Genomic DNA, 13,072 nt, shown 5'->3' with positions numbered 1-13,072 from the left:
CGGGTACAAAGAAGAGGGGACGCGCACGGAGCGGCATTGTGTTAGAGCCAAATTATGGCCGATATCGCTCCCCTCACACCGCTGCGCTATGACCCATCGCGTCTTGCGTCGGGCATCGCCGGGGTCGTGGCTCCGCCCTATGACGTGATCAGTCCCGAGCAGCGCGAGGTCCTCGCGCGCCGCGATCCGCACAACGTCGTGAACCTCATTCTTCCGAAGGGCCCCGGCGGGACCGACGGGGAGGAGAAATACGACCATGCTGCCGCGCTCCTGCGCCGCTGGCGCGAGGACAAGGTGCTCGTGCGCGACGAGGTCCCCGGCTTCTACCGTTACGACCAGACCTTCGTCGCCCCGGGGTCGGACAAGAAACAGCACCGCCGCGGCTTTTTGGGCCTGGTGAAGCTGGTGCCGTTCTCCGAACGCATCGTGCTCCCTCACGAGCGCACCTTGAGCGGCCCGAAGGAAGATCGACTCAAGCTCTTTCGCGCCACCCGGACCAACTTGAGCCCCGGCTTCATGCTGTACCGCGATCCGCGCGGTGAGCTGGACGGGCCGCTCACGGGCGGCAAGGAGCTCTTTCGTTTCGACACGCCCGACGGGGTGGAGCACGCGCTCACCAAGGTCGAGGATCGCGAGGCGCTTTTCACCATCGTGCGCAAGATCGCGCAATCGACCTTGCTCATTGCGGATGGGCATCACCGCTACGAGACGGCCCTGCGCTACGCCCAAGAGTCGGGCGCCTCCGGCGCGAGCGAAAACGGATGGTTCATGGTCTTCCTCGCCAACGGCGACGATCCGAACCTGGTGGTCTTCCCCACGCACCGGCACGTTCATTCGCTGACATCGTTCGATTTTTCGGCGCTCCTCCGGAACGCGGGGACCACCTTCGACGTAGCCCCGTTGCCATCCGGAACCGAAGCCCGCGTCATCACCGCGCGCCTCGCGGAAGCGGGGCAGCGCACGCCATCCGTCGCGGTCGCCTCCGCTGCCGGCGACGCCGCCATCTTGTCGCTGCGCGCCGATGCCGACCTTGCCAATCATCCGACATTGGGAAAGCTGCCCGAGGTATTGCGGCGCACAGATGTGGCGCTCCTCCATATGGGAATCTTGGAGCACGTGCTCGGCATCACCCGCGAGGCGCAAGCCGCCAAAACGAATCTTTACTACCCCCAAGACGCTTCGGCGGCGCTCGCCGAGTTGCGCGGTGGCAAAGGGCAGGCGCTCTTCCTCATGAACGCGACCCCGGTCGAGGCCGTCCGTCGCGTGGCCGAAGCCGGCGAGGTGATGCCGCAGAAATCGACCTTCTTTTACCCGAAAGTCTTCACGGGGCTCGCGATTCACACGTTGGAGCCAGACCGCACGGTTCACTCGATTCGCGAGGCGTAGCGGCGCAACGCCGAACGCGAAGTAGCGCGAAGCGGATGCCGTGTTTAGCTTCGCAAATGTTGGAACCCCGTTTGCAGAGTCCCTCGTACAAACGAATCGGATGTTACCTTTGACAAGAATGAAAATGAGCACCACCGCGAGAGGTCGACATGACTGAAAAGAAAGCTCCCCCGCCGCGTGCCCCGCAGGATGAGGACGTGGTCCAGTTTGGTGACGTGCTCCCGGTCCTCCCCATTCGGAATGCCGTTCTTTTTCCGGGTGCGGTGGCCCCATTCGACGTAGGGCGCGAGAAATCGGTGGCGCTCGTCGAAGACGTGGACAACCTGCCGAGCCCCGTCATCGCCATCTTCGCCCAGCGCGATCCGTCCACCGACGATCCGGGGCAGGACGACCTGCATACGGTCGGATGCGCGGCCCGCGTGCTGAAGGCGCTGAAGCACAGCTCGGGGAACTATTCGCTGATTTTGCAGGGACTTTCCCGCATCCGGCTCGAGGATGTGGCGCAGAGCTCGCCCTATCTCAAGGCCAAGGTCCGCCGCTTGGATGAAACGGGCTTGGACGATGACGAGGCCGAGGCCCTCTCGATGAGCCTGCGCGACATCGCCAAGCAGGTCATCCAGCTCATGCCCGAGCTGCCGCGCGAGGCCGGTTCGCTCATCGACTCCATCCAGGCCCCCGGCGCTTTGGCCGACTTGGTGGCCGCCAACCTCGACGCGCCGGTCGAGGAGAAGGCGCAGCTCTTGGAGACGGTCGACGTCAAAGAGCGCATTCGCAAGGTGCTCCGCCTTTTGACGCGCCAGCTCGAGATCCTCAAGATGCGCGAGCGCATCAACTCCCAGATCAAAGAGGAGATGGGGAAGAACCAGCGCGAGTACGTGCTGCGTCAGCAGCTCAAAGCCATCAAAGAGGAGCTGGGCGAGGACGACGGCGATCAGGGCGATCTCGATGGCCTGGAGGACCGCATCGCCAAGGCGAACCTGCCGAGCGAGGCGGAGCAGGTGGCGAAGAAGCAGATCAAGCGCCTTCGCAACATGCAGGTCGGCTCGGCGGAGTACACCGTCGTGCGCACCTACCTCGACTGGATCCTCGACTTGCCATGGCACGTGCAGACGCCCGACAACATGGACATCGGCGCGGTGCGCAAGGTGCTCGACGAGGACCACTACGGCCTGGAGAAGGTCAAGAAGCGCATCCTGGAGTACTTGGCGGTCCGCAAGCTGAAGAAGGACAAGAAGGGACCGATCCTTTGCTTGATCGGCCCGCCCGGCGTCGGAAAAACCTCGCTGGGTCGCAGCATCGCGCGCTCGCTCGGCCGCAAGTTCCACCGCATCTCGCTGGGTGGCGTGCACGACGAAGCGGCCATCCGCGGACACCGCCGCACGTACGTGGGCGCGCTGCCCGGGCAGATCATCCAGGGCATGAAGAAGGCGGGCACCATCAACCCCATCTTCATGATGGACGAGGTGGACAAGATCGGTCACGACTTCCGCGGCGATCCCGCGGCGGCGCTGCTCGAGGTGCTCGATCCGGAGCAGAACAACACGTTCGCCGATCACTACCTGGAGATCCCGTACGATCTGTCGAACGTCATGTTCGTAGCCACCGCGAACATCGCGGACCCCATCCCGGCGCCGCTCCGCGACCGCATGGAGATCCTGGAGATCCCCGGCTACACGCGGCGCGAGAAGCTGGCCATCGCGCGGCAGCACTTGATCCCGAAGCAGATCGAGGAGCACGGCATCACGCCGCAGCAGCTCGAAATTACGGATCCGGCGGTCGAGATCATCATCGACAACTACACGCGTGAAGCCGGCGTGCGTACGCTCGAGCGGCAGATCGCGAGCGTCATCCGCGGCGTCGCCGTCAAGATCGCCGAGGGTGACAACACCCCGCGCAAGATCGAGACGGAGGACGATCTGCGCGAGTTCTTGGGCCCGCAGCGCTACACCAGCGAGGTGGCCGAGCGGACCGAGGAAGCCGGCGTGGCCACGGGCCTCGCATGGACGAGCGTGGGCGGCGAGATCCTCTTCATCGAGGCGACGCGCATGTTCGGCTCCGCCAAGCTGCAGCTCACCGGTCAGCTGGGCGACGTCATGAAGGAGAGCGCGCAAGCGGCGCTCAGCTACGTGCGTTCGAACTCGGAGCGGTTCGGCATCAGCAAGGACTTCCTCGAGAAGAGCGACATCCACATTCACATCCCCGCGGGCGCCATGCCCAAGGATGGCCCGAGCGCAGGCGTGACCATGTTCACGGCGCTCGTCTCGATGCTCACCGGGGTCCGCGTCCGGCACGACGTGGCCATGACGGGCGAGATCACGCTCCGCGGGCGCGTCCTGCCCATCGGCGGCTTGAAGGAGAAGGTGCTCGCGGCGCACCGCGCAGGCATCAAGCGCGTCATCGTCCCCGAGCGAAACAAGGCCGACCTCGACGAGGTGCCGGCGGAGGTCAAAGACTCGCTGGAGTTCGTCTTCGTGAAGAAGATGGAAGAAGTCCTCGACGCCGCCCTCGAGGAGAAGATCGTGGCGAAGAACGCAGACGAAAAGAAAGAGACCGCTGCGCCCACGGCGAACTGACGTTTCGCGTCCGCACCTGCATCACGAGAACCCAGAACCGAAGCTCGGCCGAAAGGTTGGGCTTCGGTTTTTAGTTTCGAAAGTATTTGCCGCTCGCGAGGTGCAAGCGTAATTTTTTTTGTTTCATCCAATGAAGTACCGCACCCGCGAAGAAGCTCTCGCGCTCTCTGAGACCGATCGGCTCGAGCTGGCCGCAGAGCTCCTCGCGATCGCGCCCGTGCAGCCCGGGGCCATGGACCTTGGATCTGCGGAGTATACCGAGACGGTCACACGTCGTCTCGAGCAGGTTCGGCAAGGCGCCGTGCAACCGATTCCGGCCGATGAGGCGATCGAGCGTCTTCGCGCCCGCGCGGGGTAAGCGCCTGCAATCGAGGGGTTAGCCTGTCGGGTGAAGGTGACGTGAACCCCTTTTCTTTTCGCGTTGCGTCGGGTGAACTAGGGGCATGAAAACGGTGCGGCTCGGGCTTCTCGGTTGTGGGACCGTGGGCGGAGGGGTTGTGCGCTTGATTCGCGAAAACGCAGCGAATCTTGCGTCGAGGGTGGGGGCACCGCTGGAGATTGCGCGCGTGCTGGTCCGCGATCCGAGCAAGGAGCGCGTGCCGGAGCTGTCGCGCGACAAGCTGACGACCGATCCATCGGCCGTGCTCGACGATCCCAGCATCGACGTGGTGATCGAGGTGCTCGGCGGCGTCGAGCCCGCGCGCGGCTATGTGGAGCGCGCCATCGATGCGCGCCGCAGCGTGGTGACCGCGAACAAGATGCTGCTCGCCCTCCACGGCCCGGAGCTGGTGGAGCGCGCGGTGCGAGCTGGCGTCGACCTCGCGTTCGAGGCGTCCGTCGGCGGCGGCATCCCCGTGATCCGCACCTTGCGCGAGGCGCTCACCAGCGACCATGTCACCCGGCTTTGCGGCATCGTCAACGGCACGTCGAACTACATCCTCACGCGCATGCGCCAGGACGGGCTCTCCTTCGAGGCCGCGCTCGCCGAAGCCCAAGCCAAAGGCTACGCCGAGGCCGATCCCGCGCTCGATGTCGACGGCGGAGACGCCGCGCACAAGCTGGTGGTGCTCGCCATGCTGGCCTTCGGCGCGCGCGTCCCGCACGACGCGGTGTACACCGAGGGCATCCGCGACGTGGAGCCCATCGATCACGAGTTCGCGGCGCGCTTCGGGTACACGGTGAAGCACCTGGCCATCGGCCAGAAGCACGACGGCCATGTGGAGCTTCGCGTGCACCCGGCGCTGCTCCCGCAGCAGGCCACCTTGGCCAATGTCGGCGGTGTGCTCAACGCCATCTTGCTCGAGGGCCGCGCGCTCGGACCGTGCTTGCTCTCCGGGCGCGGGGCAGGGGATCTGCCCACCGCCGTGAGCGTCGTGGCCGATGTGGTCGACGTGGCGGGCGCGCGGCTCAATGGGGCCGCGGGCTTGATGACCCGCAGCGTTCGATTCGAGGACACCCGCCTGGCGCCCATCGACGATGCCCAGTGCGCGTACTACCTGCGCTTTCAGGTGTTCGACCGCCCCGGCGTGCTCGCGAACATCGCGGGCGCGCTTGCGGAAGAGAACGTGTCCATCCTGGAGATGGTGCAGCGCGGCGGCGGCGACTCGCGCGGGGAGCCCGTACAAGTGGTGATGATGACCCACATCGCCCGAGAGGGTGATCTGCGCCGCGCGCTCACGTCCATCGCGGATGGTGACGATGTTGCCAAGCCGACCCGCCTGCTTCGCGTGGCGCCGATCGCATAAAGACATCAAAGTCAAATGCGTGAAAATGGATTTTTGCAAATCGAGCGACTACCCTTGAGTTTATGGGGACGCCGGGGTCGGGAACCGAAGGAGTCGAGGCCCACCTTCGTGCGGCTTTGAGCAGCGAGCGCGATCGCATCATGGGCGAGGTCGTGGAGATCCTCGCCAAGAGCCGTCTTGCGCGCGTGGTGCGTGATGTCGCTTCGGGATCGCAGGGAACGCAAGGCCTGCTGCGCGCCATGGAGGATGCCCTCGACGGCCAGACCACCCAAACGCGCGTCTTCTGGCTCGAGACGCTTTTTCCCAGCTTGCTCGAGCGGGGGGTCACCTTGATCGATATCTCCCGCGTGTCCGCGCGCATCCACATCGCCATTGCGCTCATTCTGGTCGCGCAGCTCGCCCCCGAGTGGCGCAAGGAAGGTGGCGAGTGGTTGGGCGTGTTCTTCAGCAGCCTGCAAGCCGACATCGTGCGGCAATGTCTTGGCGCCGCCGTCGCCGCGGCCGTCGGGGTTGCGAGCACGAGCTCCCCGGACGGCGCCCTCACGGAACCTTCGCCTGCGGCCGACGTGCCGTAGCCCGGCGCGTCACGCAGGCGACCACGCCTACAAATCGACTTGTTCCGCCTCGGGCACGTCTTCGTCGCCCAAGAAGCGACGCGCCATATCGCTGAAGGAGCGGGGAACGTCGGTGACGAAGAGTCGGATTTTCCCGGCGCGCGGGCGCGGGGCGGCGAGGAGATCGCGCGTCTGGAAATAGTCGCGCGTCTCGGCGGCCACGGTGCTCGCGCTGTCCACGATGCGAACGTGATCGCCCATCATCTTCTTCGCTTCTTCCTCGATGACCGAAAAGAAGAGCGGATAGTGCGTGCACCCGAGCACGATCACGTCGACCCCCGCGCGCGCCAGCGGCTCGAGGTAGCGGCGCGCAGCAAGGCGCGGCACGTCGCCATCGGTCCAGCCCTCCTCGGCCAGGGGCACCAGCAGCGGCGCGGCCTGGCCGAACACCTCGGTGCGGGTGGAGAGCGTGGTCACCGCGCGCGTGTACGCTTGCGAGAAGATGGTGCCCGGCGTGGCCAGCACCCCGATGCGGCCCGTTTTGCTCGCGCCCACCGCCGCGCGCGCGCCCGGCTCGATCACCCCCAGCACTGGCAGATCCAAATCGATGCGCATCGACTCGATGGCCACCGCGCTCACCGTGTTGCACGCGATGACGATGGCCTTCACCCGCTGGCCCAGGAGGTGCCGCGCGCACGAGGCCGCGTACTTGATGACCGTGTCCGCGCCCTTGGTTCCGTAGGGGACGCGCGCGCTGTCGCCCAAGTAGACGATGTCTTCGTTCGGCAGCACCTGCCGGAGCGCGCGCACCACCGTGAGCCCGCCGAGGCCGGAGTCGAACACGCCCAGCGGGGCCTCGGCGTCTTTGGTCACGATAGAACCCGGGCGAGGACGGCGCAGCGCACCGCCACGCCGGCCTCGACTTGGTCGAGGATGACGCTTTGCGTGCCGTCGGCGACCGCGTTGTCGAGCTCCACCCCGCGGTTGATGGGCCCCGGGTGCATCACCAGGGCGCCCGGCTTGGCCAGGCGGAGGCGGCGCGGGTTCAAGCCAAAGGTGCGCGAGTATTCGCGGGTGGTGGACATCATGGTGCCGCCCAGGCGCTCGTTCTGGATGCGCAGCATCATCACCACGTCGGCGCCCTCGATGGCGTCGTCGAAGCGATCGAACACGCGCACGGTGGGGCCGAGCACGTTGGGCTCGCGCGGCATCATGGTGCGCGGGCCGCAGAGGCGCACTTCGGTGCCGAAGGTGCCGAGCAAGAGCGCGTTGGAGCGGGCGACGCGGGAGTGCAAGATGTCACCACAGACAACGACGGTGAGCCCAGCGAGCTTCCCGAGCCGCTTGCGAATGGTGAACGCATCGAGGAGCGCCTGGGTGGGGTGCTCGTGCGAGCCATCGCCCGCGTTGACGATGCTCGCGCCCGTATGGCGCGCGATGAAGTGCGGCGCGCCGGAGGCCGAATGGCGCAGCACGATGGCGTCGCTCTGCATGGCCTCCACGTTCTTCACCGTGTCGAGGAGCGTCTCGCCCTTGGTGACGCTGGAGGACGAGGCCGCGATGTTGATGACATCGGCGCCCAGCCGTTTGCCCGCGAGCTCGAACGACGTGCGCGTGCGCGTCGAGGACTCGAAGAAGACGTTGAGCACCGTCTTTCCGCGCAGCACGTTCCGCGTGGCGATCGGATCGTGGGGGCCGAAGTACCGTTCTGCCTCGTCCAGGAGCGAAGTGATGTCTTGCTCCGAGAGCCCGTCGATTCCGAGCAGATGCCGCATCGACGCGGGCTTGTACCACGGCCTAGCGCGCCGCGCCGCGCGAATTCGCCGCGCGATCCGTCGCGTTGGTTGCCGCGTCAGTTAAGGTAGCGTTTGTCCTTCGGCGGCCGCCGTTTTCGCAGCTCGTCATCGGCCCCGCCTTGAACGACGCGCAGCAATGGGGCGCCGCGGCGCGGTGGGTTGCTCTTCCCTTTGGTCGACGGCGGGCTCAACGGGATGGCCGGCGCTCCCACCCGCCGGCGCAGCAGCCCGAGCTTGATGCGCAGGTACGCTTGCCGGAGCAGCGACGGCGTTCCACCCAGCAAAATACCGACGAGCACACCGCCAAAGGGCGAGAGCATCCCCTCGGGCACGCCGTCCGGATAGACGATCCCGAGCAAACAGAACCCGATGGTGACCCAGAAGAACTGCTTTCCGCTCACCGGGATGAAAAAGAACAGCCGGACCTGCGCCTGCGCGTTCAGCTTGGACCACGCGATGGCGATGGCCGCGATGGCCGCCCCCGCGCCATACATGATGGGCGGGTGCAGCGCGCGCGTGCCGCCGGGAATGGCCGCGTCGATGCCCATCGACAGCACGAAGCCAAACACCATGGCCGCGCCGACGAAGCGCAAGAATCGCCACGTTCCCCAGCGCCGCTCGAGATCGGGCGAGAGGAAATACAGCATCACCAATGTGAACAGCAGATGCCCCAACGCGTCCGGTCGGGTCAAAAGGCCCGCGGTGAACGGCCGCCAGATTTGCCCGTTCAGAACGTCATCGGTGGAGCACGCCAGGGCGAGGAAGAAGCTCCGTCCGCCCGGGATATAGCTGTAGGCAATGGCCTCGAGGATGCCGAGGGCTCCGACCACCAGGAGCAAGGCCTTCAAGCCCGGTCCCGGGCGAGGTAGTGCCAAGGTAACCCTCTCGTCCATTGATCTTCACTCTAATGTCGCCGTCGGCGATCGCAAAGCCAGCATGAATGCGGACGCAAAATCGTAGCACCTTGCCACGTGCGAGCTCACGTGGTTCGTGCCGTGGCCGCGGGCTTTCCGTGGCTTTCCTCGTTTTCCGACCTCCTCGCATCCGGCGAGGACGCTCATGCGGTCGACGCGGGCGCGGTGAGGCGGGCGAGCAGCTCTTTGCGGGCGGCGCCGTACGGCGGCATGACCTGAAGTAGGCCCAAAGTCAGGTGCTCGGTCGGCGCGCTGATTCCGGCTTGGGTCGCGCGGGGGACGTCGACCGCATAGCCGCGTTGGAGCGCCTCGGTGGCGGTGGCTTTGATGCCGACCTCGGTCAGGCAGCCGCCCAAAATGAGCGTGTCGCAGCGAAGCTCGTCGAGGACCGACTGCAAGGTGGACCCGGTGAACGCGCTGTAGGTGTGCTTCTTCACGATGCGATCGCCGGGCTCGGGTGCGACCTCGGGCCAGATGTCGTTGCCCCCCGTTCCAGCGATCGCATGGACCCCCCAGAGGGCGAGATCCGGGTCGTCCGGATCGTGCTCGTCGACGATGTACACCACGGGAACGCCTTGTTTTCGGCACTCTGCGAGCTTTTGCGCCAGGGCGGGGACGATCTCCCGGGCGCGCGGCACCTCCAGCACGCTCCCCTCGGCCAGGTGATCGACGATCATATCGAGCACCAGAAAGGCGGACTTGGGGGGCCGCGCCAGCCGGGCGCGAAAGCTCGACAAGACGCGCTCGCGAAGCGGGGCCGAGGGCGCCACCGGAGCCGCGGTTTGGGCAAATGACGCGAGCGTTTGCTCCACCTCGAGGTAGGCGCGGGCCTCCTCTTCCGGGAGCGTTCCCAAGAACGCAGCCGTGAGCGCTTCGGGACGTCCCGCGAGGACGAGTTGAAGCAGGCGGGCATACCGGTCATTCACGATGCACCTCGGGACTCATTGCCTACTACGTTCGAGGGCTCGTTTTGGACCCATGAAGACGTCAGCGCCTCCCTCAAGGTGGCGAGCGCGCGCGCCGCCCGTGATTTGACGGTCCCGAGGGGCACGCCATGCACAGTTGCGATCTCGCTGTAGGTGAGACCCTCGAAGAAGGCCGCCTCCAATGTGAGCCGCTGCTCCTCGGGCAGCGCCAGGAAGGCCTCTCGGAACTTGGGCGACTCCAACGACTCGAACGGGCTGCTCCCCCCGCCGCCGGCCGCCAGCTGCTGCGCCTCCTCGCGCACGATCTCGCGCACCCGTTTCAAGCGATTCTGTTTTCGCAGGCGATCGATGGCCAGGTTGCGCGTGATGGTCACCAGCCATGTGCGCAGCCGCCCCCGCCGCACATCGTAGCGGGACGCCTGATCGCACAGGCCCATGAAGGCATCGTGGACGATGTCCTCGGCCTCCGCGCGATCGCGAAGGATGCGGAAGGTGATGGCCATCAACGCGTCGGCGTGCCGGTCGTAGAGGGAGGCGAGCGCCTCGACGTCCCCCTGGGCCACGCGAGCGATGAGTGCAACGTCGATTGACTCGTTGTTGTCCGCCGGCTCCACCCCATTTCTATACCATGCGGTCCCCGCCGTTGGCTCTGTCGCTCGACACCCCTAGGGGGTCGGGGCCGGCTCGCATTGCGCGGTGACCGACTCGTAGAGCTTCGTGCTCGCGCGGCAGACAGCGCGCCCCTTCGACATCGGGGGGCCCCCGTCCTCGGGTCGTTGCAGAAGCTCCACGTCCAGCACGTGATCGGCCGGCGCCGGCACGCGATCCATCACGATGGGCTTCGGGCAGGTGCCCTCGAAGGCCCCGAGGACCGGCGGCGGCGATGCGTCGGGCGTGTTCCCCGCGTCGGCGCCGGCATCGCCCGCATCGGCGGATGCGTCACCCGCGTCCGTATTGCCCGCGTCTTCGGTCCCACCGTCCCCCGAGGGCGGCGGCGGTTTGAGCCCGCGGAGCGACGCGCGAACGAGGGTGAAGGCGCCTTTTTTCTTCGTATCCGAATCGCACGAAAAGCCGCCCTCCGTCCCGGGGAACGCGGCGGTCGGGAGCTGAATGGTGGCGTTGGAGCCCGCGTTCACCAGCGGCTTGCAGACGGCGATGACCTCGACGCCCGCTTCCTGCACTGCGGCGCAGTCGGTCTCCCACGTGAGCTTGAGGGTCCGGCCGGCCCAGTGCCGGTCGCCCCGATGGTCCGCGGCCCCATCGCCCGTGGCAATTTCGGCGACGACATCGGCCACCGTTCCGCCCGCGCCGCCATCGGCCAAGGCGCGCTGCGGCTTGGCATAATCGGCGGCGTTGAAGGCGTAGACGTCGACATAAAAGTTGTAGAAACCACCGTCCGCCGAGGGCGCGAGCTGCTGGAAGACGGCGTCGGCGAAGCAGTCGTTGAGGGAGGCCGCGCGCACCATGCCATCGGCGTCGCTCACGACGGCGACGTACTTGTACACCTGCGTCGGGGCCGTTCCGCAGCCTTTGCCTTGCGTGATGCTATCGGCGCGAACCTGGATGCCGCGGGTCGGGTAATAAAGGTAGCCACCCGAGGTGGTGCTGCAGGCGACCGCCAGCGCCAAGAGGGCCGTGGTGGAGATGGCGAGAAGAAAGAAATGGAAAGAGCGCAGCCGCACGGGCCAGCTCTTACCACATCAACGTCCGCTGCTATCCTACAAGCAACAAAAGGACTGAATTTGCCGCCCAGGGATTGAACTTGCCGGCTCGGCCGTTTAGCTCCCGCGGTCCTGCGCCAAAGGTGCGCAGCGTGGTCCGCGCGGCGTTTCCAACACGGCGGGGTCAAGTGCAAAGCGTCCAATCCTTTGACATCTACGGAAGGGGCGGGGCATGGTGGCGGCCATGAGGCTCGGAGAAAAACAATGCAATCGGTGACCGGCTCCCTCCAAGCGGCCCACGTCCTCGCTGCTTCACTGCAACCCGCGGCTGCTCCAGGTGGGGGCGGCGGAGGCAAAGCGGCGGAGGTGGCGTCCAAGCTCGATCCGGTGCAACTGGTCCTGCACGCGTCGATTCCGGTCAAAGCGGTCCTCGTCGTGTTGGTCGTCTTCTCGCTTTGCTGCTGGGTGGTCATCGGCGCCAAGTTCCTCCACCTGCGCCGCGCCCGGGCCGAGTCGCATCGGTTCTTGAAGACCTTCGACGCGGCCACCAATTTCGATTCGATGGCGCACGGCCTCTCGGCCTTCCGCGGCTCGCCCTTCGCGCGCATCTTCGCCACCGGCTACGACGAAATGATGCGCATGACCGGGGGCCAGCGCCAGCGCCTGGGCGAAGCCGAGGGCACGCACGTGGAGACCGCCACCCGCCGCGCCGCCGCCCGCGAGGTCACGCACCTCGAGTCGTGGATGACGCTCCTCGGCACCATCGGATCCACCGCGCCGTTCATCGGCCTATTCGGCACCGTGTACGGCATCATGGACGCGTTTCTCAGCATCGGAAACCAACAGAACGCGAACCTCCCGGTGGTCGCGCCCAAGATCGCCGAGGCCTTGATCGCGACGGCCATCGGCCTGGTGGCGGCCATCCCCAGCGTCATGGCGTACAACTACTTCGCGCGCCGCGTGCAGGAGCTTGCCGACAGCTTGGAGGGCTTTGCGGCCGACGTCGCAGCGCGCGCCAAGCTCGGAGGCATTTAGTCCGCCATGGCGATGGGAGCCACGGCGGGCGGCGCGTCCGGACGCAGCCGCCGCCTCGGAGGGATGAACGAGATCAACGTCACGCCGTTGATCGACGTCATGCTGGTGCTCTTGGTCATCTTCATGGTGACGGCGCCGCTCTTGACGACCGGGGTCGAGGTCAATCTCCCCAAGGCCAAGAGCGCCCCCATGCAAGCCGATGACACGAAGCTCCTCATCATCGTGACCGCCGACGAGCACGTCTACCTCGGAAAAGACGAAATCACGGGCGCGGTCGAAGAACGTTTGAGCAACAACCCACGTCTGAAGGAGGAAAAGGAGGCCTACATACAAGCGGACGAAAGCGTGAAATACGGAGCCGTCCTGCGTGTGATGGCGGCCGCGCGCACGGCGGGCGTGGAGAAGCTCGGAATGATCACCGATCCGCTAGAGGTTAAGTAACCGAGCGAAAGGTCCGTAGCGCGAAACATTCTTCGCGCCGG

Annotated in this window: 13 protein-coding genes; 7 read left to right on the top strand and 6 right to left on the bottom strand. The window is 66.2% G+C overall.

The window, feature by feature from the left end; genetic code table 11:
• Positions 1–54 precede the first annotated feature (54 nt).
• The 5 genes from LZC94_26900 to LZC94_26880 all read left to right on the top strand — a co-directional run bounded on the left by LZC94_26900 (position 55) and on the right by LZC94_26880 (position 6,279).
• Complete coding sequence (locus LZC94_26900; protein WXB11482.1) at positions 55–1,386, top strand: DUF1015 domain-containing protein; 1,332 nt, start codon at positions 55–57, stop codon at positions 1,384–1,386.
• Between the two features lie 149 nt (positions 1,387–1,535).
• A complete protein-coding gene (gene lon / locus LZC94_26895; protein WXB11481.1) occupies positions 1,536–3,959 on the top strand; it encodes an endopeptidase La in 2,424 nt (807 codons plus the stop codon).
• A gap of 130 nt (positions 3,960–4,089) precedes the next feature.
• Positions 4,090–4,317 carry a hypothetical protein gene (locus LZC94_26890; GenBank protein ID WXB11480.1) on the top strand — a complete coding sequence of 76 codons (228 nt, stop codon included), beginning with the start codon at positions 4,090–4,092 and terminating at the stop codon, positions 4,315–4,317.
• A gap of 85 nt (positions 4,318–4,402) precedes the next feature.
• Positions 4,403–5,704, top strand: a complete 1,302-nt coding sequence (locus LZC94_26885) for a homoserine dehydrogenase (protein ID WXB11479.1) — start codon at positions 4,403–4,405, stop codon at positions 5,702–5,704.
• A gap of 62 nt (positions 5,705–5,766) precedes the next feature.
• Positions 5,767–6,279, top strand: a complete 513-nt coding sequence (locus LZC94_26880; GenBank protein ID WXB11478.1) for a hypothetical protein — start codon at positions 5,767–5,769, stop codon at positions 6,277–6,279.
• Between the two features lie 27 nt (positions 6,280–6,306).
• On the opposite strand, the gene murI is transcribed toward LZC94_26880, so the two are convergent.
• The 6 genes from murI to LZC94_26850 all read right to left on the bottom strand — a co-directional run bounded on the left by murI (position 6,307) and on the right by LZC94_26850 (position 11,576).
• Positions 6,307–7,131: a glutamate racemase gene (murI, locus tag LZC94_26875; GenBank protein ID WXB11477.1), complete on the bottom strand. Its 825-nt coding sequence runs from the start codon at positions 7,129–7,131 to the stop codon at positions 6,307–6,309.
• Positions 7,128–8,033 carry an aspartate carbamoyltransferase catalytic subunit gene (locus LZC94_26870; protein WXB11476.1) on the bottom strand — a complete coding sequence of 302 codons (906 nt, stop codon included), beginning with the start codon at positions 8,031–8,033 and terminating at the stop codon, positions 7,128–7,130. The genes murI and LZC94_26870 overlap by 4 nt, the downstream gene beginning before the upstream one ends.
• 77 nt (positions 8,034–8,110) lie before the next feature.
• Positions 8,111–8,947, bottom strand: a complete 837-nt coding sequence (locus LZC94_26865) for a rhomboid family intramembrane serine protease (protein WXB11475.1) — start codon at positions 8,945–8,947, stop codon at positions 8,111–8,113.
• Positions 8,948–9,111: 164 nt separating this feature from the next.
• Positions 9,112–9,894: a cysteine hydrolase gene (locus tag LZC94_26860; GenBank protein ID WXB11474.1), complete on the bottom strand. Its 783-nt coding sequence runs from the start codon at positions 9,892–9,894 to the stop codon at positions 9,112–9,114.
• On the bottom strand, positions 9,891–10,457 hold the full coding sequence (locus LZC94_26855; GenBank protein WXB11473.1) for a sigma-70 family RNA polymerase sigma factor: 567 nt from the start codon (positions 10,455–10,457) through the stop codon (positions 9,891–9,893). The genes LZC94_26860 and LZC94_26855 overlap by 4 nt, the downstream gene beginning before the upstream one ends.
• Before the next feature lie 102 nt (positions 10,458–10,559).
• Positions 10,560–11,576 (bottom strand): hypothetical protein, encoded by a 1,017-nt coding sequence (locus LZC94_26850; protein WXB11472.1) that lies wholly within the window; start codon positions 11,574–11,576, stop codon positions 10,560–10,562.
• Positions 11,577–11,819: 243 nt separating this feature from the next.
• Between LZC94_26850 and LZC94_26845 the strand changes: the two genes are divergently transcribed.
• Positions 11,820–12,590 (top strand): MotA/TolQ/ExbB proton channel family protein, encoded by a 771-nt coding sequence (locus tag LZC94_26845; GenBank protein WXB11471.1) that lies wholly within the window; start codon positions 11,820–11,822, stop codon positions 12,588–12,590.
• Between the two features lie 6 nt (positions 12,591–12,596).
• Positions 12,597–13,031 (top strand): ExbD/TolR family protein, encoded by a 435-nt coding sequence (locus LZC94_26840; protein WXB11470.1) that lies wholly within the window; start codon positions 12,597–12,599, stop codon positions 13,029–13,031.
• The last annotated feature ends 41 nt before the right edge of the window (positions 13,032–13,072 follow it).

Source organism: Sorangiineae bacterium MSr11954, assembly GCA_037157815.1.
GTDB lineage: Bacteria > Myxococcota_A > Polyangia > Polyangiales > Polyangiaceae > Pendulispora > Pendulispora albinea.
The sequence above is the reverse complement of the archived record's forward strand: the minus strand, read 5'-3'. Positions and strand labels throughout refer to the sequence as shown.